This is a genomic window from Arthrobacter sp. PAMC25284 (genome assembly GCF_019443425.1).
Lineage (GTDB): Bacteria > Actinomycetota > Actinomycetes > Actinomycetales > Micrococcaceae > Arthrobacter > Arthrobacter oryzae_A.
Map to the genome: position 1 here is coordinate 1,208,797 of NZ_CP080382.1, position 20,089 is coordinate 1,228,885.

Below are 20,089 nucleotides of genomic sequence, written 5' to 3' on the forward strand. Positions count from 1 at the left end.
CTCACAGTGTCCAGTCCCCGCTCTTGCCGCCGCTTTTGGCCAGCACTTTGATATCGGTCAGGACGGCGTGTTTGTCCGCCGCCTTAATCATGTCGTACACGCTCAGTGCCGCGACGGTTGCCGCCGTCAGGGCCTCCATCTCGACGCCGGTGATGCCTCGGGTCTTGACCGTGGCGAGGACCGTGACGGTGGTGGTGTCGAGCTCGAAGTCGACGGTGACCTTGGCGATGGGCAGCGGGTGGCACAGCGGGATGAGTTCGGGGGTCTTTTTGGCCGCCATGATTCCGGCGATGCGGGCGACGGCGAGGGCGTCGCCCTTGGGCAGGTCGCCGGCTCCGAGCAGGGCCAGGACTTCGGCGGTGCTCTGGACGGTGGCGGTGGCCGTGGCCTGCCGCGTTGTCTCGGCCTTGTTGGATACGTCCACCATGTGTGCCGTGCCGTCGTGGCGCAGGTGCGTCAGGATGGCCTGGGGTGGTGCTGCTGGTGCCGGTGTGGCGGACTCTGTCGCGGGGGTCTCTGCTGCGTTCACAGTATCCATACTTCCACTTCCGCGCCGTCGGTGAGCGCCGAGGTTCCGTCCGGCACGTGGACGAGCGCGTTGGAGTGTGCCAGCGCATGCACCAGGTGGGAGCCGGTTCCGCCCTCGAGCCGTACCGTCCCGTCCGCCGAAAGCGCGCCGCGCCGGACCTGATGCTTGTGTTCCGGGGACGTCAGCGCCCCGGCGAGGCGTGCCCGGACAACTGGACGCGGTGCCGGTGAACCGAACAGCTCCGAGAGCACCGGGCGCAGGAACATCTCAAAAGACACGAGGCAGCTGACCGGGTTCCCGGGGAATCCGAGGACGGGCACCCCGTCGAACGTGCCGATCCCCTGCGGCCCGCCGGGCTGCATCGCCACAGATGTGAAGGTGACGTCGTGTCCGGCCATGGCTTGGCGGACCACCTCGTAGGCACCTTTACTGACCCCGCCGGTGGTGACGATCAGGTCCACGGCCGGGGCATGCAGCCGGAGCAGTGTGGCGAGTTGTTCGGGCCGGTCAGCGGATATCCCGGTCCGGGTGACCTGCAGTCCGGCCTGCCGCATGGAGGACTCAAGCAGGGTGCCGTTGGAGTCGTAGATCTTCCCGACCTCCAGCGGACGGCCCGGTTCCACGACCTCGTCGCCCGTGGTGACGAGCAGGACCCGCAGCCGCGGGTACACGGGAACCTCCGTCATGCCCAGTGCTGCGAGCAGTCCAAGCTGTCCCGGGCCCAGGAACGTCCCTGCGTCGAGGGCCGGCTCCCCGGCCCGGATGTCGCTGCCGGCGTCGCGGACGTAGGTCCCCGCGGCGGTTGCCGGCAGGCGGACCGTGGCCGGCGCTCCGGGGTCCGGGAAGGAATCGGGGAAGGCCAGTTCGATCGGGACGACGGCGTCGGCGCCGGGCGGCATCATGGCGCCGGTCATGATCGGCGCCGCCGTGCCGGGGGCAAGGGCCGCGGGGGCAGCACCTGCGGGCACAGGTGCGACGACGGTCAGTTCGGTACCGGCGGGCTCGGTGCCGGCGGAGACGTCGACGCTGCGGATGGCGAAGCCGTCCATCTGGGAATTGGCGAAGGGCGGCAGGTCCAGCGGTGCCAGGATGCCGGTCGCGAGCCCGCGGCCCTGCGCCGCAAGAAGCGGGACCCGTTCCACCCGTTCCGCGGTCCGCAGCGGGGCGAGGAGGGCACGGACTGCGGCGCGGTGTGCGGCGACCGTGACAGGAGCCGGCCGGGAGCCGTGACCCGCTGCGCCGGCGGATGCTGCATGCGCGTCCCCATGCGCGTCGTCGTGCGTTGCGGGGGCCGCGTGGGCGGCGTCCGCAACGGCGTCGTTCCCGTTCACCCGGGCGTTCGTACTGGCGGTGCGGTGCATACGGTGCTGACCTTTGGCTCGTCGCGTTATGACTTCACGTCCACTCTAATCGTGTGGTAGCCGGTGGCCCCGTCGGGAGCAACCGGTGCGTGGCCTTCCACCTGCACAACGCCATTGAGGTCCGTGGCACGCACTTGGACCTCGTGCTGTCCGGGCCCCAGGTCCGCCCCCAGCTTCCACTGGTACCAGGTGTCCTTCGAGATCCCCGGGGCCAGTTCGACGGACCGCCAGGGGCCGCCGTCGATCCTCAGGTCCACTGCGCCGACGCCCGTTGGCTGCGCCCAGGCGGTCCCGCCGAAGACCACTGTTCCGGCGCCCGGGCGTGCCCCGTTGCGGGGTACATCGATCCGGGAGGAAATCTTGATGGGCCCGCGCTCACTCCAGCCGCGGGGAGTCCAATAGCCCTTGTCGTCAGCGAAGCGCGTCACCTTCAGTTCCGTCACCCATTTTGTCGCCGACACATAGCCATACAGTCCGGGCACGATCAGCCGGGCCGGAAAACCGTGTTCCAGCGGCAGCGGCTCGCCGTTCATCCCGACTGCCAGCATCGCGTCGCGGGAATCAGTGAGGGCCTCCAGCGGGGTTCCCGCGGTCCAGCCGTCTGTGCTGCGGGAGAGGACCATGTCCGCTCCGGGCTTCGGACCGGCCATGGCCAGCAATTCCCGGACCGGCCAGCCGAGCCACCGGGCGTTGCCGATCAGGTCCCCGCCGACTTGGTTGGAAACGCAGGCGATGGTCACGTGCCTTTCGGTCATTGGTTTGGCGAGGAGTGCCGCAAAATCCAATTCGATCTCGCGGTCGACGAGCCCAGTGACCTTCAACGTCCATTTGTCCGGATCAATGAGCGGAACCCGCAGTGCGGTGTCGATCCGATAGAAGTCCGCGTTGGGCGTGACGAGCGGCTCCAGCCCGTCGAGTGCGATCGAGGCACCGGCCGGAATTGCAGGCGCGGGCGACTTCGCCGCTGGCAGGACGAGTTTGCTGCGGCCCTCCGTGACGGCTGCCGCGCTCCCCCGGAGCGTGCCGGCGAGGACTCCGCCGAGGGCCCCGGCGACGGCGGTGCCGCCCAGCGCCTGGACAAAGCGGCGCCGGGCAGGAGGGGCTGCGGCAGGAGGGAGTGCGGCAGCGGGCCGGGCGGGTGGCATGGGCTGCCCGTTCCCGGCGTATCCGTGTTCTGCGGGCTCGTGTCCTGCGGGCTCGTGTCCTGCGGGCAGATCAGGGCGGTTGGGGCCTGCCCATTCGCCCTGGTCTGCCACCGGGGCGCGGGCGTCCGGCGCCCGCGCCGCGTCCGTCTCTTGCGCCCAGTTCTCTGGCGCCCAGTCCTGAAGCCGCCGGAGCAGCCAGCGCAGCAGCAGCATGGCGGCCAACGCCACCGCCACGGGGACGGCGGGGGCATAGGCCGTCGCCGCGGCCCGGCCAAGGACGGCAGCCACACCGGCGAGTCCGAAGACCGCAATGAGCGCGACGCCGGCGAATCGGCGGCGGGCTTCAACGACGCCGGCCAGGGCCGCCAGCCCGGCAATCACCAACGCCATGCCAGCGAGGAGCGCCACCTTGTCCCCAGTGCCGAACAAGGACACGGCCCAGTCCTTCACCCCCGGCGGCACGGCGTCGATGACGGCTCCGCCGACGGCGGTCATGGGCGACACCGAGGGACTGATCAGGGTCGCGGCGATCTCTCCGAGCACCACGGCCGTCCCGACGGCGGTAATTCCGGCCGCAGCGGCCCAGCCTTCCCGCGTCCGCGCTGTGACACCGGGACCCGTTGTTGCAGACGTCGTCATTGGTCGTCCGTTCCGGCGGCGGCAGTTGTGGCCGGAAGACGGCCCCGGTCCATGCCCGGGCGGGCGGCAGCGTGCGCAGCCGGGTCCGCGGCGGGGTGCACCGGGGCAGCGTCCATGGCTGGCAGCAGCAAAGAGAAACGGCACCCGCCGTCGACATTTTCCACGTCTACCGTTCCGTCATGGGCGCTGACGATGCCGGCGGTGACACTCAACCCGATGCCCGCGCCGGCGTAGCCGCTGGTACGGGGCCGCGCGTCGGTGCCCGGACGTGATCCGCTGCCCCGTTGCCCGTCCGGGTTTTTGCGCCACCCCGTCTCAAAAAGGTGGCCAAGGTCCGCCTCCGGGATTCCGCCGCAGCCGTCCGTCACGGAGACCACAGCACGGTCCGCGTCCCGGCCGACCTCCACCAGCACGGTGGAACCGGGTTTGCTGTACAGGATGGCGTTGAGCACGATGTTGCGGATGGCCCGTCCCATCGACGGGCCGTCGGCGAGGGCTACGCTTTCCCGGCGTCCGCCGCCGTCGAGCGTGATTCTGTGACGCTGTGCGAGGGCCGCGAGGTCGGCGATGGCATCGCTGGCCAGGTCGTACAGGTCCAGGGGTTCGGCGGTGAGCCGCAGGGTCCCGGCCTGGATCTTGGAAAGCTCCAGCAGGTCATTGACCATCACGGCCATCTGGTCCGTCTGCGAGATGATCTTGCGGTAGTAGCCAGGGACGTCGGCTGCCATCCCGTCCTCGAGCGCCTCGGCCATGGCACGCATGCTGGCCAGCGGCGTGCGCAAGTCGTGCGAGATCCAGCTGACAAGTTCGCGCCGGGCGTTTTCGACGTCGGCTTCACGTTGCCGGGATTCCTCGAGTTTGTGGCCGCTGAGCTCCAGCTCTGCCGCCAGCGCGGCGAGTTCGGGACTCATGCCCGGGGTGTGGACTCCAGGGCTTTCGCCCCGTCCGAGACTCCTCGCGGCGTCGGCCAATGACTTGGCGTTGCGTGAGACCCTGGCCCCGAGCACGAGGGCGATCGTTACCGCGACAATGGAAGCAACGGCCAGGACGTACCACATGACCTCCAGGTCCCGGGCGGAAATGAACATGGCGTTGAAGGCGCTCACCATGCCGGCCGTCAGGACCGCCACGGTAGCGAGCACCACAACGCAGATCTGAAGGGCGAATGAGGCCCGGCGCAGCGGCCGGAGCACCAGGAGCGAGGCGGCCCCGATGAGGACCCCCCAGCCGAGGGCCCAGCCGATAATCACAAGAAGCTCAGAGGCCTGCATCGGTCGCCCCGCCTTCGTCCGGTCCCGGCATGGGGGCCTGCGCTCCGGGGTGCTCCTCCACGTCCAGCCGGTAGCCCACTCCCCATACGGTCCGCAGCACTGCGGGTTTTGTGGGGTCGGCTTCGATTTTTTCGCGCAGCCGCCGGACATGGACGGTGACCGTGGAGAGGTCTCCGAAGTCCCAGCCCCAGACGGCCTTGATGAGTTCCTCACGGCTGAAGACCTGGTTCGGACGGCGCAGCAGGAAGGCCAGCAGATCAAATTCGCGGGCCGTCAGGGACAGTTCCCGCCCGTTGTGGATGACGGTCCGGGCGGCGGGGTTCAGGTCGAAACCGCCGACCTCGACGGAGGGCTCGGGGCTGAATTCGGTAATGCTGCGCCGCAGCACGGAGCGGACTCTCAGCACCAGTTCGCGCGGGGAAAACGGTTTCGTCACGTAATCGTCAGCGCCGGCTTCCAGGCCCAGGATCCGGTCGTCCTCGGTCCCCAGTGCGGTGAGCAGGATGACCGGCACTCCGTGCGCGGCGCGGAGCCGGCGGCAGACCTCCACGCCGTCGAGCCCGGGCAGCATCCGGTCCAGGAGCACGAGGTCCGGTTGCCGTTCGGCGGCCAGATGCAGGGCTGTGAACCCGTCGGCGGCGAGCTCCACCTGGAAGCCCGCCTGTACGAGATAGTCGCGGACGACGTCGGCAATAGTCTGTTCATCCTCCACCAGGAGGATGCGCCGGTTTTCCGTCGGATCCGGGGCAGGCTGGGACTTGTTCACACCTCCAGCATAGATTCGGGGAGGGCCGGCAGGACTGCTTTCGGGCGCCTGGCCGGCAAGCTTCCGCAATCCGTAAGATCCCCCGGAGTCAGACGGGCGCGATGCCGGCTCCCGGGTGGCGTAGCCTGACAATATGACTGTTGAACTCGGCATGCCCCAGCCCCGCGACGGAAGCGGCCCCGGATTGGGCACCTCCGCGGCGGCGCCGGTGTCCGGACGCCCGGCAGGTATGCCGGCCGGACTCGTGGACCGCTACGGCCGCCGCGCCACGGATATGAGGCTCTCGCTCACCGACAAGTGCAACCTGCGCTGCACCTACTGCATGCCGGCCGAAGGCCTGGAATGGCTCGCCAAGCAGGCTGTGATGTCCGCGGAGGAAATCGTGCGGATTGTGCGGATCGGCGTCGAGGCGCTGGGCGTACGCGAGCTGCGGCTGACCGGCGGGGAGCCACTGGTCCGAGCCGATCTGCTGAGCATTATCGCCGCGCTCCGCCAGGCCCATCCCGAGCTTCCAATTTCCATGACCACCAATGCGGTGGGACTGGACAAAAAAGCCGCCGGGCTCAAGGCGGCAGGCCTGACCCGGATCAATGTCTCGCTTGATTCGTTGCATGAGGAGACGTTCACCAAGCTGACCCGGCGGCCGTTCCTGGACAAAGTCCTCGCGGGCGTGGATGCCGCCTGGGCTGCCGGGCTGGGACCGGTGAAGCTCAACGCCGTCCTGATGCGCGGCATCAACGACGCAGAGTCCCCCGCCCTGCTGGCCTGGGCCCTGGACCGCGGCTACGAACTGCGCTTCATCGAACAGATGCCGCTCGACGCCGATCACGGCTGGACCCGCCGTGACATGATCACCGCCGCAGAGATCCGGGAGTTGCTCTCCGTCGACTATGTGCTCAGCAACGATCCCCGTTCCCGCGACGGCGCCCCGGCCGAACGCTTCGAAGTCCGGCACCGGGTGCCCGGAACAAACGAGGCCATCGGAGACGTGCTGGGAACCGTGGGCATCATCGCCTCGGTAACCGAGCCGTTCTGTGCCGATTGCCGCCGCACGCGCGTTACGGCCGAGGGCAAAATCATGAGCTGCCTCTTCTCACGCGAGGAAGTGGACCTGCTGGGGCTGTTGCGCGAAGGCGCCAGCGACGATCAGCTCGCCGAACGCTGGCAGGACGCCATGTGGATCAAGCCCAAGGCGCATGGAATGGACCACGTCGGCCTGGATGCCCCGGACTTCATCCAGCCTGACCGCAGCATGAGCGCCATCGGAGGCTGATTCCCAGTGCACGTACGTTACTTCGCTGCCGCGCGCGCTGCCGCCGGCGCGGATGAGGAAAATTTCGAGCTGGCCGACGGCGCCACCGTCGCCACGGTGCTCGAAGCGATCGTCGCCGTCGAACGTCCGGAGCCGCCGAACGGGACGCCGCCTTTGGCGCGCATCCTGTCCCGGTCCAGCTTTTTGCTTAATGAGGTTGCCGTCCGGGACACCGCAACGCCCGTGCAGCCCCGCGACGTAATCGACGTGCTCCCGCCCTTCGCCGGCGGCTAGGGCGTGTCTCCCGAATAGTTGAGCGTTGACTGGAAACTCGCGGGCTGGTCTCGTGCCACATGCTTCGACAAGCCCGCCATCAGCAGCCGCTCCGGGGTCCCTCTACGCGGTGCTGGTCCCGCTACGCGGTGCTGGTCCCTCTGGGCGAGCCAGGGGACAGGCCCTCGCCAGCGTCCGGGCCGGCCGCTGCGCCGGCGCCGGCTGGCCGGCGCCGGTAGACGGACGTCATCACGGGAGTAAAAGTGCCGGCGCTGCCGAGCCGCACTGCCGCGGTATGGGTCAGCAGGCCATCGGCGATCCGGTAGGTGTGCCGGGCGGTGCCGTGGCCGCTGTGCCGTTCCACGGTCAGAGTCCCATCCCGCCAGCCGGCGCGCGCGGGCGGTTCCGGCGGCAGGCCCAAGCTGTTCACGCGGTACCAGAGGGTGTCCGGATGGTCAGGGTCCACGGTGAAGACTCCGTGCCCCTCGGTGTGGGTCCCATCAGCGTTGCTGTGGTGGTAGCTCAAGGTAACCGCCAGCCCGGCACCGGTCCGGCTGAACGTCACGCCGGCTGCCGCCGACCGGGCCGGCCCCCAGGGCGTCGACTGCCACTGTGTGGTGCCCGCCCACTGCCCCAGGAACTGCTTCAGCGCCTCATACGCGCCGACTGGCAGTGGCCGGTCCATGATTCCTCCCGAGTGACCCCGCGACCGTTGGCAGCGGCGCCTTTCGAATAACTTAACCCTGGTCATAATGGTGAAACAAGGGCCGGGCCCATCACCGGGTTGCCGGACCCCACCCCGGCTGGCATGCTGGGCCCAATCGGTGAACCCGCCGGCAGCACCATGCGGCCCAGTACGATCCCGGTGAAACGACAGACTTCAGATAGGTGAACTTGGTGGCCACTACCCTTATGCCGGAGCGCGGTCTGCGTGTTGGAACAGGACTGCTGGGTATCCTGCTGATCGCCGTGAACCTTCGGGTCGGGTTTGTCACCGTGGGCCCCCTGTTGGAGGGCATCAGCGACGAGCTCGGCCTGTCTGCAGGACAGGCCGGGCTCCTGGCGGGTTTGCCCCTGCTCGCCTTCGCGCTCCTGTCCCCGATAGCACCGGTGCTGGCCCGCGTCGCGGGCCTGGACCGCGCGTCGTGGCTGTCGGTGCTGCTCCTCGCCGTAGGGATTGTGCTCCGGTCCGTAGAATTGCCGGGAATGATTTGGGCCGGAACGATTCTGTTGGGGGCCGGCATAGCCTTCCTGAACGTGCTGGTGCCGTCGATCGTCAAGCGGCAATTCCCCGGCAGGGTGGGCCAGGTGACGGGGTTCTACACCTCAGCGCAGGGAGCCGTCGCAGCTCTCGGTGCCGCCATCGTGGTCCCGGTGGCTCAGGCAACGCCCTCGGGGTGGCGGCTGGCACTGGGCATGTGGGTCGGCCTGGCTCTGCTGGCCCTGGCAGTCCTCGGTCCCTGGCTGCTCAGGAGTGAACCCAAGGCTGCTGTCAGCGACAGCGCTGCGCCGGCGCTGCGCTCCCCCTGGACCTCGCTCCTCGGCTGGCAGGTGACGCTTTTTATGGGCTTCCAGTCGATCACGTATTACGTCATCATTGCGTGGCTGCCCACGATCGAGCGGAGTCATGGCGTGTCCGAAGCAGACGCCGGATTCCATATGGCGCTCTTTTTCCTGGTTGGAGTGTGTGCCAGCCTCGGCACGGGCGCAGCGATGTCGCGGCTGGCCGACCAGCGCGCGGTCGGGCTGGCCGCGAGCCTGCTGGCACTGGCATCCTATTTGGGACTCATGCTGGCTCCCGGCCTGATGCTGCTCTGGGTCATTACCGCGGCCATTGCCTGCGGGGCTTTAATTGTGGTTGCCCTGTCGCTCTTCAGCCTGCGAACCACCAACCATGCCCAGGCGGCAGGACTCTCAGGGATGGCGCAGTCCGTCGGCTACGCTATTGCCGGTGCAGGGCCGCTGGCGTTCGGGCTGCTCTACGAAGCGACCGGAGCGTTCGAACTGCCTCTGCTCCTCACGGCGTGCTGCATGGCTGTGCTGTGCGTGCTCGCCGTTCTTGTGGGCCGACCACGCACCATCGGATGACCTCGGGCCGAACCGCGGCCCGTGCGGGCGCCAGGACTCCTCAGAGCCCGAAGGTTTCGGTCTCCTCGAACGGACCGACGACGGTGATGGTCCGCGGCGCGGCCGCGAGTTCACGCGCCAGCTCCTGGACTTCGCCGGCGGTCACTGCCTTGATCAGCCGCAGGGTCTCGTCAATGTCCTGATATTCGCCGGAGACCAGCTCCGCGCGGCCCAGCCTGGACATCCGCGATCCCGTATCCTCCAGCGCCAGGACGATGCCGCCGCAGAGCTGTCCGACGGCCTTGCGGAGTTCGTCCTCGGCGATGCCGCCTTCGGCCAGCTTGTCCAGTTCGGCACCGAGGAGGCCAATGACCTGCTGGACTTTCGACGGCGTGCAGCCGGCGTACATGCCGAAGTAGCCGGCGTCGGCGTAGGCCGACGCGAACGAGTAAGTCGAGTAGACGAGACCGCGCTTTTCCCGGACTTCCTGGAACAACCGGGACGACATTCCGCCGCCCAGGACAGCGTTGAGCACGCTCATCACGAAGCGGCGTCCGTCGGTGGCGACGAGAGAGGGGCAGCCCATAATGATGTTGGCCTGCTCCACCGGCCGTTTGACCACATGCAGTCCCGCGGTTCCTGCGATGACCGCCCGGTCGGTCCCGCGGCGCGGGGTCGGCGCGGCGGTGGGCTCAAGCTTCCAGCCGGCAGCGTTGAGGGCGTCCACCACGAGCCCGCAGACGACGTCGTGGTCCAGTCCCCCGGCGGCCGTGATAACGAGCTCGTCCGGGCGGTAGTAACGCTGGTAGTGGTCCCAGACTGAATCCCGCTCGACGGCGCGGATGGCATCGGGCGTGCCGCCGATGGGCCGGGCGAGGGGATGCGTGCCGAGGACAGCGGCGACAAAATGCTCGTGTGCGACGTCGGTGGGGTCGTCGCTGTCCATCGCGATTTCTTCGAGGATGACGTCGCGTTCCTGATCCATCTCCTGCGGATCCAGGACGGCGCCGGTGATCATGTCGGCAATCACGTCGATTGCCATCGGCAGGTCGGTGTCCAGCACGCGGGCGAAGTAGCAGGTGCTTTCCTTCGCCGTCGCCGCGTTGGACTCTCCGCCGACCTCGTCGAAGGCCGAGGCGATCTCCAGGGCACTGCGGCGCCGGGTGCCCTTGAACAGCAGGTGCTCCAGGAAGTGGGTCGAACCGTGCTGGCCGGCGGCCTCGTCGCGCGAACCCACTCCGACCCAGAAACCGATGGTTGCCGACCGCTGCCCGGGCATCGCCTCAGTCAGCACGCGGACACCGCCGGGCAGTACCGAGCGGCGAACTTCGGACCCGCCGTCGGCGCCGTGGATCAGGGTGTCAGCGTGCAGGTTCTGCTCAAGCGGCAGGGGGACGACAGTCATCAAAGCCTTTCCGGAAAATCATGTCAAATCTGCCTGCAATCGTATCAGCGGCTTGACCCGGGCGTGACGGGTGCTTAACGGCGGCGGGGCCGGTGGAATGATCCACCGGCCCCGCCGCTTGGTGCTGGAAGTGCTAACTACGCAGCGTAGTCCTAGGCTTCCGCGGGTGCAGAGGCGTGAACGGCTTCGGCTTCGCCGGCGCCTTCTTCCTCGGCCACCACGGGAGACAGCGAGAGCTTTCCGCGGTCGTCGATCTTGGTGATTTCGACCTGGATCTTCTGTCCGACAGAGACGACGTCATCGACGTTGTCCACGCGCTTGCCGCCGGCGATCTTGCGCAGCTCGGAGATGTGCAGGAGGCCGTCCTTGCCCGGAGTCAGGGACACGAAGGCGCCGAAGGTCGTGGTCTTGACAACCGTGCCCAGGTAGCGCTCGCCGATTTCCGGAATCTGCGGGTTGGCGATGGCGTTGATCGCGGACCGTGCTGCGTCGGCAGACGGGCCGTTCGTGGCGCCAATGTAGACCGTGCCGTCGTCCTCGATCGAGATGTCGGCGCCGGTGTCTTCCTGGATCTGGTTGATCATCTTGCCCTTCGGGCCGATGACCTCGCCGATCTTGTCTACGGGGATCTTGACTGCGATGACGCGCGGCGCGAACTCGGAGAGCTCGTCCGGGGTGTCGATCGCGGAGTTCAGGACATCCAGGATGTGCAGGCGGGCTTCGCGGGCCTGCTTCAGGGCTGCTGCCAGGACGGAAGCCGGGATCCCGTCGAGCTTCGTGTCCAGCTGGATGGCCGTGACGAACTCGGCGGTGCCGGCAACCTTGAAGTCCATGTCGCCGAAGGCATCTTCGGCGCCGAGGATGTCGGTCAGGGCGGCGTAGCGGGTCTGGCCGTCAACCTGGTCGGAGACCAGACCCATGGCGATACCGGCGACGGCGGCCTTCAGCGGCACACCTGCGTTGAGCAGGGACAGCGTGGAGGCGCAGACGGAACCCATCGACGTCGAACCGTTGGAGCTGAGGGCTTCAGACACCTGGCGGATGGCGTAGGGGAATTCCTCGCGGGACGGCAGCACCGGCATGATGGCGCGCTCCGCCAGGGCACCGTGGCCGATTTCGCGGCGCTTCGGCGAACCGACGCGGCCGGTCTCACCGGTGGAGTACGGCGGGAAGTTGTAGTTGTGCATGTAGCGCTTGCGCGTCACGGGAGACAGCGAGTCGATCTGCTGTTCCATCTTGAGCATGTTCAAAGTGGTGACACCCATGATCTGAGTTTCGCCGCGTTCGAAGATGGCCGAGCCGTGGACGCGCGGCAGAACCTCAACCTCGGCGGTGAGCTGACGGATGTCCGTCAGGCCGCGGCCGTCGATGCGGATCTGGTCCGTGAGGATGCGCTGGCGCACAACATGCTTGGTGACCGAGCGGAAGGCTGCGGAGAGTTCCTTCTCGCGGCCTTCGAACTGGCCGGCCAGGGAAGAAGTGACCTCATCCTTGAGCGCGTCGGAGGCGGTGTCGCGCTCCTGCTTGTCGGCGATCTGGAAGACAGCGGTCAGCTTGTCAGCGGCAGCGGCCTCAACCGCGGCGTAGACGTCGTCCTGGTAGTCCAGGAAGACCGGGAACTCGACGGTCGGCTTGGCGGCGCGGGCAGCCAGGTCGGCCTGTGCTTCGCAGAGGGCCTTGATGAACGGCTTGGCAGCCTCGAGGCCTTCGGAGACAACCTCTTCGGTCGGGGCGGTGGCGCCCTGTTCCTTGATGAGGTTCCAGGAGTTGTCGGTCGCTTCGGCTTCCACCATCATGATGGCAACGTCGTCGCCTGCAACGCGGCCGGCAACGACCATGTTGAAGACGGCGTTCTCAAGCTGCGAGTGCTTCGGGAAGGCAACCCACTGCGAGCCATGCTCGTCGGCGATCAGGGCAACGCGGACGCCGCCGATCGGGCCGGAGAAGGGCAGGCCGGAGAGCTGGGTGGACATTGAGGAGGCGTTGATCGCGACCACGTCGTAGAGCTCGTCCGGGTTGATGGAGAGCACGGTGACGACGATCTGGACCTCGTTGCGCAGGCCCTTGACGAAGGCGGGGCGCAGCGGGCGGTCCATCAGGCGGCAGGCCAGGATGGCCTCGGTGGACGGACGGCCTTCGCGGCGGAAGAACGAGCCCGGGATGCGGCCCGCTGCGTACATGCGCTCTTCGACGTCGACCGTCAGCGGGAAGAAGTCGAAGCCTTCACGCGGGTGCTTGCCGGCCGTGGTGGCGGACAGCAGGGCGGTCTCTTCGTCGATGTAGACCATCGCTGCGCCGGCTGCCTGCTTGGCAAGACGGCCGGTTTCGAAGCGGATTACACGCTTGCCGAAGCGGCCATTGTCAATAACTGCTTCTGAGAACTGGATTTCGGGACCCTCCAAGAGAGTCACCTCCGTTTCATGGTTCACGGAGTCCAGCCGCATCAACCCAGTCCAGCATCTGTCTACTGGTCTGCACTGCACCCGGTCATCGATCGAGACCCACGGGCCGGGCTTCAGTCGTTGAAGCCGATCCCGGAGATCACTACCGAGGACCGCGAATGCGTGATGCGGTTGATCCTCCTGTTGAGTTGTGGGGTGAAGCAGGCGGCGCCCTTCCTTCACGGAAGGGGCCGCCCTAAGCGCTGACTAGCGGCGCAGGCCGAGGCGCTCGATGAGCGCACGGTAGCGGTTGATGTCAGTGTTCTTCAGGTAGGTGAGCATACGCTTGCGACGACCAACCATGGCCAGCAGACCGCGCTGGGTGTGGTAATCGTGCTTGTGCTCCTTCATGTGCTCAGTCAGATCCTTGATCCGCTGAGTCAGGACTGCAACCTGGACCTCCGGCGAACCGGTGTCGCCCTCAGATGTTGCGAAATCCTGAATGATGGACTGCTTTACAGCGGCGTCAAGTGCCACAATAACTCCTAGAGATGTGCCGTGAGGCCCGAGTCAGTAACGCACTGCCGGGGGTGCCGCGCCGGAATTCCGTCCTTGCGGACGAGGCTTCCTGAACACAACAGGAACCAGCCGCCACGGACTGCAGCCGGATCCACGGTTCAGTTTACCGGCATGTCCGCAATCTTGTCGAAACACGCCGCCGGGCCGGTGGCGTCCGGGCGGTGGCGTCCGGCCGGCGCGGATGCTGTGGGCCGCGGCAGGGCGTTACGGTCAGCGAACGGCAACCAACCGCTCCCGGATGGCGTCGACGCCCCGGTAGAGCTCGGCGAATGACGTGCTCAGCGGCGAGAGCCCGATCCTGATGCCGTGCGGCGCACGGAAATCGGGAATGACATCGGTCTCCCACAGAGCCGCAGTCATGTCGCGGAATGCCGGGTGATCCACGGTGATGTGGCTGCCCCGCAGGTCCGGGTCCCGCGGCGTCGAGAGTTCCGCGCCCGCAGGTGCGAGCCACGCGTCGTGGAGTTCGACGGCGAACGCGGTGAGCCGGCGCGATTTTTCCCGAACCGCAGCCATGCCGGCCTCCTCGAGCAGGTCCAGCGTGCCGCGCATGGCGAGCATGCCGAAGATCGGCGGCGTGCCGCTGAGGAAGCCGCGGATGCCGGCGGCAGCCTCATAGCCGGGTCCCATCTCAAACGGATCCTTCCGGCCGATCCAGCCCCAGACCGGCTGCTGCAGGCCGGACAGGTGCCGGGTATTGACATACGCGAACGCCGGTGAGCCCGGTCCCCCGTTGAGGTACTTGTAGGTGCAGCCGGCGGCGAAGTCGGCGTCGGCGGCGTCCAGCGCCACCTCCACGGATCCGACGGAGTGGGACAGGTCCCATACGACCAGAGCGCCGGCGTCGTGCACGGCTGCGGTGATCCCGGCCATGTCGGCGATAAATGCCGAACGGTAGGCGATATGGCTAAGGACGACGACGGCGGTGGCCGGTCCGGTGACGGCGCGGACCTGGTCAACGGTCACCCCAGTTGACGGATCCGCGTCGATCCAGCGCACCGTCATCCCCTCCTCACCGGCGATACCCTCGACGAGGTAGCGGTCGGTGGGGAAATTTTCGGTGTCCAGCACAATCTCGGTGCGGGCCGGGTCTGTCACAGCGGCCACGGCGGCCCGGATCAGTTTGTACAGCACCACGGTGGTGGAATCGGCGATGATGGTCTGCCCGGGACCGGCGCCGAGCACGGCTCGCCCCAGCTGGTCGCCGAGGTCCTGCGGAAGCTGCAGCCATTCCTCGTCCCAGCCGCGGATCAGGCGGCCTCCCCACTTGTCCTGGATGAAGCTGCTGATATCGGCGGCGGTTCGCCGGAGCGGGCGGCCGAGGGAGTTGCCGTCCAGGTAGACCAGGGGCGTTTCGGTGCCAAGAAAGTGGTCCCGGTAGGTGGCCAGCGGATCTGCGGCATCGAGTTCCTGCGCTCGCTGCCAGAGAAGATCGACCGTTGTTTTGTTATCCATGCGCGTCCCGCTTTCCATGCCGCTCACTGGCCGATCTCCGTCCGGACGGCGAAGAGCTCGGGGAAAAACGTCAGTTCCAGGGCCTTCTGCAGGAAGGCGGCACCGCTGGAGCCGCCGGTGCCGGACTTCATGCCGATGGTGCGCTGGACCGTGCGCAAGTGCCTGAAACGCCACAGCTGGAAGTTGTCCTCGAGGTCCACGAGTTCCTCGCAGGCTTCGTAGGCGCCCCAGTTGTCCGCCGCGTTTTCGTAGATGTACTTGAACACTGGGACCAGGTCGGCGCTGAACTCATGCGCCTGGGTGACGTCCCGCTCCAGCAGTGCGGCGGGCACATCGAAGCCCTGCCGCTTGAGGTAGCCGAGGAACTCGTCGTAGATGCTCGGGGCTTCGAGGATCTCTTGCAGCATTGCGTGGGCCTCGGGGTCGGATTCGAACACCGGCAGCATCTTGGCGTTCTTGTTGCCCAGCAGGAATTCGACCGCACGGTACTGGCTGGACTGGAATCCGGACGAGTTGCCCAGGAAGGACCGGAACTGTGAATACTCCGTGGGCGTCAGGGTAGCCAGGACCGACCATTGCTCGGTCAGTGTCTTTTGGATGTGTTTGACCCGGGCAATCGCCTTCAGTGCGGAGCCGAGGTCATCGATCCGAAGCCAGGCGGCGGCGCTGCGGAGCTCATGAAGGACCAGCTTCAGCCATAGTTCAGTCGTCTGGTGCTGAATGATAAAAAGCAGCTCGTCGTGGTGCACAGGAGCGCTGACGGGCTGCTGCGCACTGAGCAGGGTGGGCAGTTGCAGGTAGGACGCGTAGCTCATCCTGGCGCTGAAATCGCGGACAATGTCCCGGTCCAGCTCCCGCGTATTCTTTTCAATGCTCACAGTTATTGCCTTCCTTGCCAGTGGCTGTGAATCCAGCCGCGGGTCAGCACCGGAGGACACCTGGCCGGCCGGTGGTTCCGGGGGGCTGATCGGCGCGCGGTTCCGGGGAGATCAGCGGGCGGACAAAATGTCATGCGCCTGGATGACGTCAAGCCGCATCTGGTCAATCAGCGCTTCAGGGCCACGGTACGCCACCATGCCACGAAGGCGCGCTACGAATTCCACCACGACCGTCTGGTCGTAGAGATCGAAGGCTTCCACGGGCTCGTCCGGCCGGTCAATGACGTGTGCCTCCACTTGCCGGCTGACGCCCGCAAAGGTCGGATTGGATCCGACGGAAATGGCGGCGGGCCAGCGCGTACCGGCCTCATCGACGAGCCAGCCGGCGTAGATGCCGTCCGCCGGAATGTAGCCGCTGGCGGTGGTCGCGAGGTTGGCGGTGGGGAACCCGAGGTCGCGGCCCCGCGCGGCGCCATGCACGACGTCGCCGCGCATCCGGTGCGGGCGGCCCAGAATGGCTGCGGCGGTCTCGACGTCGCCCTTCTGCAAGGCTTCGCGCACCCAGGTGGATGAGCAGCGGCGGCCGGCGGCGCCGTCGTCGTCCGGCACATCGTCGTGCAGTGGGTAGCCTTCCGAACCGAACTCGCTGATGACAAGGACCTCGAACCCGAGCTTCCTTCCCAGCTCCTGCATCGTCTGCAGGTCTCCGGCGTTGCCCCGGCCGAAGCGGGCATCATGGCCAATCACCACATGGCTGGCCTTGAGGCTGCCGACCAGGATGCCGGACACGAACTCCTCCGCTGAGAGGCCGGCAAGTTCCAGCGAGTACTTCATCACGAGCACGGCGTCGAGGCCCAGTTCGCCCAGCGCCACAAGTTTGTCGTCGAGCCCCATGATCAGCTCGGGGGCCGATTCGGGACGGTGGACCTGGGCGGGATGCGGGTCGAACGTGATGGCGACGGCGCGGGCGTTGTTCCTTCGCGCCGTGCGGACGAGTTGCGAAAGCACCTGTTGGTGGCCGCGGTGCACGCCATCGAAGTTCCCGAACGTGACCACGGAGGGACCGAAGTCCGACGGGACTTCGGACGGATCGTTCCAGATGTGGACCATCTACCTCGCCTTTTGCTGCCTGCCATGAACCCTTCCGGAGGGCGGTGGCCGGCTCCGGAACTCTCTAAGATTACCCGGTATCGGCCAGTGCCCCGACTGGCGGCCCGGTGTCCGAAAGAAACGGCCTGCCGGGGACTTCCGGTGAGAAGCTTCAGAACTCCGCTGTGGCAGGATCGGGGGCATGACGAAGTACGCCGACCCATTCGCCGACATGACCTGGTTTGCCAGCAAGTATCCCTCGGCGGCAAAGCTCGCGTTATTCCTGTTCTGGGGCCTCGCGTTGTTCACTGCAGGGCGTACCGTCGGCGCTGTCCTGGAGAACGACATCTTCGGGCAGGATACCCACGCCTATTGGCTCGCAGCCCAGAGCGAACTCACCTACGAGCGGGCACCTGGCCAGCGGGACGCGTACCTTTATTCCCCCATCTTCCTCACGGTGATCCGGCCCTTCGCATTGCTGCCGTGGCCGCTGTTCCAGACCTTCTGGATCTGCCTGGAGGCGGCGGTCCTCCTGTGGCTATTGAGGCCGCTGAAGTTCAGGTGGGCGGCCCCGTATTTCCTGATCTCCCTGCCTGAGCTCGCGGTCGGAAACATCTACCTTCTTCTGGCCGGAGCCGCCGTCCTCGGCATGCAGAAGCCGGTCGCGTGGTCCTTCCCGATCCTGACGAAGGTCACCGTCGGGATCGGGTTGGCCTGGTTCGCCGTGCGCGGCGAGTGGCGTCGATTGCTGCAAGGTCTGGGCGGGCTCGCCCTCATTGTTGGAGTTTCCTATGCCTTCGAGCCCGCGGCCTGGAATGCCTGGTTTCGCTTCCTGTTGGAGCATCGCGAGGGGACGCCGGACAGCCAAATCAGCTTCTACGTCCGTTGCGCGATCGCAGTCGTACTTGTGGTGGTGGGTGCGCGGAAGCAGTGGCCGTCCCTGATCGCCCCCGCCATGCTCCTCGCGTCGCCAGTGCTGGTGGGGCCGATTCCCTACATGATGCTCGCCGCCGTCCCGCGGCTGGCCCGGCTAAGTCCCTGCACGGTCATGGTTCCCGGCGAAAGCGCCGCGGACCCGCAGTCAGCCGTGCAACAGAAGTAGCTGGCCCGCCGTCAGCCGTGCAGCAGGAGAGCTGGCCCGCCGAACGTCGGTTCGGCCCGTAGGTGTCCATCCGCCGCAAAGCCGGTTGTGCAGAGAAATAGTCAATCGAGCCTGAAGTAGTTGTTTCGCCGTGGCGCCAGCCGGGGATCCACATGGGGTGGTGGAAGGAACCACGGCACCCCGGTGCGAATCTCGATCGACCATTGCTCCTTGTGCACGAGGTGATGATGGTGCGAACACAACAGGGCAGCGTTGTCTGTTCCGGTGGTCCCGCCGTGGGACCAGTAGGTGATGTGATGAGCCTCGCACCAAGGAGCCGGGATGGTGCACTGTGGGAACGCGCACCCCCGGTCCCGTGCCGTGATTGCCTTCCGGATGTGCGGTGGGAAAATCCGCGAGGCCCGGCCGACGTCCAGAATCCTGCCGCTTCCGCCGAGCAGGACAGGGATTATGTCCGCGTCGCAGGCGATCTTTCGCACCGTTGAGGCTGTGACGGGCCCGGTAAACATCAGGCTTCCGGAACCAGGGCCACGATCACCGACCCTGTTTCCCGGCCCGCCGAGCCGTTCGAGGAGGTCGCGGTAGTCGATGGTGACCATGACCTGAGGGCGCAATCCCCCGGCCGACGGCAGTTTCCCGGACGCCAACGCAGCTTTGCAGGCACCGATCAGTCCGTCGAGAAGTCTTTGCGGACGGGAGCGCTGGTCCAGATGATGGGCCTCCGCGGTGGCCTCCGGGCTATCCGGGTTTGCCGGGTGCTCCGAGGCATCTGCGGCCCCTGCGGCCCGTGCGGCCCGTGCGGCCCGTGCGACAGCCGTGACGGCGTCCTGATTCGCCCTGCAGGCATGGGGATCGTTATGTCCCGCGGCGAAAGAGCCGGTGTCCCCGCCGGCCGCGGAAATCCGTGGATTGGTGGCGATGTTCATGACCGAGAGCAGATATTCGAACTGCTCCGTGGTGGCGTAAATCTCCAGGTGCTGCAGGCCGCGCCGTGGCCGCCGGACAAAGGCGCCCTGCAGTCGCCGGAGCTCTGCTTGGCTGGGTTCCGCGCCGTCCTGGTCAAGCGCCTCGGTCCAGCGGCGGGCAATCCGGGAGAGGAAGTCGTGATCATTCTCCAGGGCAGTCAGGGTCAGGGCGTGCTCCATCCGCGCGGCGGATTCCGGCGGGCATACTCCGCGGACACGATCCAGCGCCAGCGTGATGATGCTGGCTGCATGCGAGGCGACGGTGCCGTCGGCGACTGCCGCAGCCAGTTCCTCTTTCGCTGCCGGTAATGGTCGGCCGCCGATGCCCGTCCGTGGCAGCAAGTCCGCGGCCAGGGACAATCGGCGGCGGGCCTCCGCTGCACTGATCCGCAGCCTGGCCCGAAGGAACTCCATAGTGTTTCGGAATCCGTCGTCCAAGCATCCCGACTCGGACACCGCGACGATGGGATTCCCGGGCGGCAGTTCAGGGACCGCGCAGGCCGCCTGCGCCAGCGCCGTTGCCGTCGCCGTAGCCGTCGCCGTAGCCCTTGCCGTTGCCGTCGCCGTAGCCGTCGCCGTAGCCCTTGCCGTTGCCGTTGCCGTTGCCGGCACAAACGCCGGCTTCCCCGTCCCCGTCGCCGTTTCCTCAGTGTTCCACCCGGTCAACCAGCCGTCTGATGCGCCTCCGCTGGCGGCTCCCCCGGCGTCGGCTCCGAATCCAACGGCGGACGCCTGCAGGCCGGTGCTGTTTGCCCGCTTTCGGCTTCGGTCAACCGCCGCGGCCGCCACGAGCTGTAAATACCCGACCGCGCGAGAAAGCTCCTCCACCCGGCCAGCGAAGTCTGAGGCTTCGGCCACGCCGCATGGCTCCGTGTCGGCAACGGCCGTGGCAGCTGACTCGCGCAAGAGGGTCAGTGCGCGCTCAAGCGTTC

The 20,089-nt window shown here is 67.1% G+C and carries 17 protein-coding genes; 4 read left to right on the plus strand and 13 right to left on the minus strand.

Annotated elements, in window-relative coordinates; translation table 11 throughout:
- Window position 1 precedes the first annotated feature (1 nt).
- Genes moaC through KY499_RS05725 form a run of 5 tightly spaced genes read right to left on the minus strand, consistent with a single transcriptional unit; the run spans window position 2 to window position 5,711 of the window.
- On the minus strand, window positions 2-538 hold the full coding sequence (gene moaC, locus KY499_RS05705; protein ID WP_123254482.1) for a cyclic pyranopterin monophosphate synthase MoaC: 537 nt from the start codon (window positions 536-538) through the stop codon (window positions 2-4).
- Window positions 526-1,890: a gephyrin-like molybdotransferase Glp gene (glp, locus tag KY499_RS05710; RefSeq protein ID WP_219886437.1), complete on the minus strand. Its 1,365-nt coding sequence runs from the start codon at window positions 1,888-1,890 to the stop codon at window positions 526-528. The genes moaC and glp overlap by 13 nt, the downstream gene beginning before the upstream one ends.
- A 26-nt stretch (window positions 1,891-1,916) precedes the next feature.
- Complete coding sequence (locus KY499_RS05715; RefSeq protein WP_219886439.1) at window positions 1,917-3,674, minus strand: molybdopterin-dependent oxidoreductase; 1,758 nt, start codon at window positions 3,672-3,674, stop codon at window positions 1,917-1,919.
- Complete coding sequence (locus tag KY499_RS05720; protein WP_219886441.1) at window positions 3,671-4,945, minus strand: cell wall metabolism sensor histidine kinase WalK; 1,275 nt, start codon at window positions 4,943-4,945, stop codon at window positions 3,671-3,673. Before KY499_RS05720 ends, KY499_RS05715 begins: the two co-directional genes overlap by 4 nt.
- The gene (locus KY499_RS05725; RefSeq protein ID WP_123254486.1) at window positions 4,932-5,711 is read right to left on the minus strand and encodes a response regulator transcription factor; all 780 of its coding nucleotides are present in this window, start codon (window positions 5,709-5,711) and stop codon (window positions 4,932-4,934) included. Before KY499_RS05725 ends, KY499_RS05720 begins: the two co-directional genes overlap by 14 nt.
- A 133-nt stretch (window positions 5,712-5,844) precedes the next feature.
- Between KY499_RS05725 and moaA the strand changes: the two genes are divergently transcribed.
- Together moaA and KY499_RS05735 are read left to right on the plus strand one after the other, a co-directional pair.
- Entirely contained in the window at window positions 5,845-6,984 is a 1,140-nt protein-coding gene (gene moaA, locus KY499_RS05730; protein WP_219886443.1) for a GTP 3',8-cyclase MoaA, read from the plus strand.
- A 6-nt stretch (window positions 6,985-6,990) separates the two neighbouring features.
- Entirely contained in the window at window positions 6,991-7,257 is a 267-nt protein-coding gene (locus KY499_RS05735) for a MoaD/ThiS family protein (protein WP_123254487.1), read from the plus strand.
- Window positions 7,258-7,378: 121 nt separating this feature from the next.
- Here KY499_RS05735 and KY499_RS05740 read toward each other — a convergent pair whose 3' ends face one another.
- A complete protein-coding gene (locus tag KY499_RS05740) occupies window positions 7,379-7,921 on the minus strand; it encodes a DUF1579 domain-containing protein (protein WP_258190983.1) in 543 nt (180 codons plus the stop codon).
- 212 nt (window positions 7,922-8,133) lie between these two features.
- Here KY499_RS05740 and KY499_RS05745 point away from each other — a divergent pair, with 212 nt between their 5' ends.
- A complete protein-coding gene (locus KY499_RS05745) occupies window positions 8,134-9,324 on the plus strand; it encodes an MFS transporter (protein ID WP_258190984.1) in 1,191 nt (396 codons plus the stop codon).
- A gap of 40 nt (window positions 9,325-9,364) precedes the next feature.
- Here KY499_RS05745 and KY499_RS05750 read toward each other — a convergent pair whose 3' ends face one another.
- The 6 genes from KY499_RS05750 to KY499_RS05775 all read right to left on the minus strand — a co-directional run bounded on the left by KY499_RS05750 (window position 9,365) and on the right by KY499_RS05775 (window position 17,111).
- Complete coding sequence (locus KY499_RS05750; RefSeq protein ID WP_219886445.1) at window positions 9,365-10,708, minus strand: pitrilysin family protein; 1,344 nt, start codon at window positions 10,706-10,708, stop codon at window positions 9,365-9,367.
- 152 nt (window positions 10,709-10,860) lie between these two features.
- Window positions 10,861-13,110: a polyribonucleotide nucleotidyltransferase gene (locus KY499_RS05755; protein WP_123254611.1), complete on the minus strand. Its 2,250-nt coding sequence runs from the start codon at window positions 13,108-13,110 to the stop codon at window positions 10,861-10,863.
- 246 nt (window positions 13,111-13,356) lie between these two features.
- Window positions 13,357-13,626 (minus strand): 30S ribosomal protein S15, encoded by a 270-nt coding sequence (gene rpsO / locus KY499_RS05760; protein ID WP_123254490.1) that lies wholly within the window; start codon window positions 13,624-13,626, stop codon window positions 13,357-13,359.
- Window positions 13,627-13,878: 252 nt separating this feature from the next.
- Window positions 13,879-15,123, minus strand: coding sequence for a kynureninase (locus KY499_RS05765; protein ID WP_258190985.1), 1,245 nt, complete (start codon window positions 15,121-15,123; stop codon window positions 13,879-13,881).
- A gap of 23 nt (window positions 15,124-15,146) precedes the next feature.
- Window positions 15,147-16,001, minus strand: a complete 855-nt coding sequence (kynA, locus tag KY499_RS05770; protein ID WP_123254491.1) for a tryptophan 2,3-dioxygenase — start codon at window positions 15,999-16,001, stop codon at window positions 15,147-15,149.
- 111 nt (window positions 16,002-16,112) lie between these two features.
- Window positions 16,113-17,111: a bifunctional riboflavin kinase/FAD synthetase gene (locus tag KY499_RS05775; RefSeq protein ID WP_123254492.1), complete on the minus strand. Its 999-nt coding sequence runs from the start codon at window positions 17,109-17,111 to the stop codon at window positions 16,113-16,115.
- 181 nt (window positions 17,112-17,292) lie between these two features.
- Between KY499_RS05775 and KY499_RS05780 the strand changes: the two genes are divergently transcribed.
- Entirely contained in the window at window positions 17,293-18,192 is a 900-nt protein-coding gene (locus KY499_RS05780; RefSeq protein ID WP_123254493.1) for a glycosyltransferase family 87 protein, read from the plus strand.
- A gap of 101 nt (window positions 18,193-18,293) precedes the next feature.
- On the opposite strand, the gene KY499_RS05785 is transcribed toward KY499_RS05780, so the two are convergent.
- Window positions 18,294-20,015, minus strand: coding sequence for an HNH endonuclease signature motif containing protein (locus KY499_RS05785; protein ID WP_258190986.1), 1,722 nt, complete (start codon window positions 20,013-20,015; stop codon window positions 18,294-18,296).
- Window positions 20,016-20,089 lie beyond the last annotated feature (74 nt).